1 rRNA gene is annotated in these 1,050 nt (G+C 44.5%); it reads left to right on the forward strand.

What is annotated here, in order from left to right:
• Window positions 1–80: 80 nt before the first annotated feature.
• Window positions 81–1,050, forward strand: a 23S ribosomal RNA gene (locus MWH25_RS12790); the annotation flags it as partial.

The raw sequence follows: 1,050 nt of genomic DNA on the forward strand, positions 1-1,050 counted from the left end.
TTAACTATTCATTATTAATTATTAAATATTAATTGCTCTTAAATTGTACTTTGAAAACTGCACAATAGATAGTGCGTCTAGATTAAGTTAGTAAGGGCGCACGGTGGATGCCTAGGTGTCAGGAGCCGAAGACGGACGTGGCAAGCTGCGAAAAGCCTTGATGAGCTGCAAACAAGTGATGACTCAAGGATGTCCTAATAGGAGCACCAGGTATGGATAATCCCATATCATCTTAAGGTTAATAAATAGTCTTAAGAAGGGAACCGGGTGAATTGAAACATCTTAGTAACCCGAGGAAAAGAAAACAAAAGTGATTCTCTAAGTAGCGGCGAGCGAAAGGGGAATAGCCCAAACTGTAATAGTGCCAAGCTTATGGGCATTGCTATTACAGGGTAGTAGGACTATCAGACCTTACCATAATAAGGTCATAGGATGAACTTCAGTTAATCGAAGCAGCTGGAAGGCTGCGCCACAGAAGGTAATAGCCCTGTAGGTGAAAATTGAAGTTGACTAGATAGTATCCTGAGTACCATGAGACACGAGAAACCTCGTGGGAAGCAAGGAGGACCATCTCCTAAGGCTAAATACTTCCTGACAACCGATAGTGAACCAGTACCGTGAGGGAAAGATGAAAAGAACCCCGGGAGGGGAGTGAAATAGAATCTGAAACCGTGTGCCTACAAGCAGTCAGAGGACGTTAAAGTCTGATGGCGTGCTTTTTGCATAACGAACCGACGAGTTATGATCTGTAGCGAAAGGTTAAGCCAAAGAAGGTGAAGCCGTAGCGAAAGCGAGTCTTAAAAGGCGAAAGTTGCAGGTCATAGACCCGAAACCGAGTGATCTATCCATGACCAGGATGAAACACGTGTAAGAACGTGTGGAGGTCCGAACTGCATTGGCGTTGAAAAGCCATGGGATGAGTTGTGGATAGGGGTGAAAGGCCAATCGAACTCGGAGATAGCTGGTTCTCCTCGAAATAGCTTTAGGGCTAGCCTCAAGTATTGTAATTTGGCGGTAGAGCACTGATTGGACTAAGGGCTTTATAGAGTT

Origin of the sequence: Natroniella acetigena (genome assembly GCF_023227745.1) — a bacterium.
In the GTDB taxonomy this organism is placed as follows: domain Bacteria; phylum Bacillota; class Halanaerobiia; order Halobacteroidales; family Halobacteroidaceae; genus Natroniella; species Natroniella acetigena.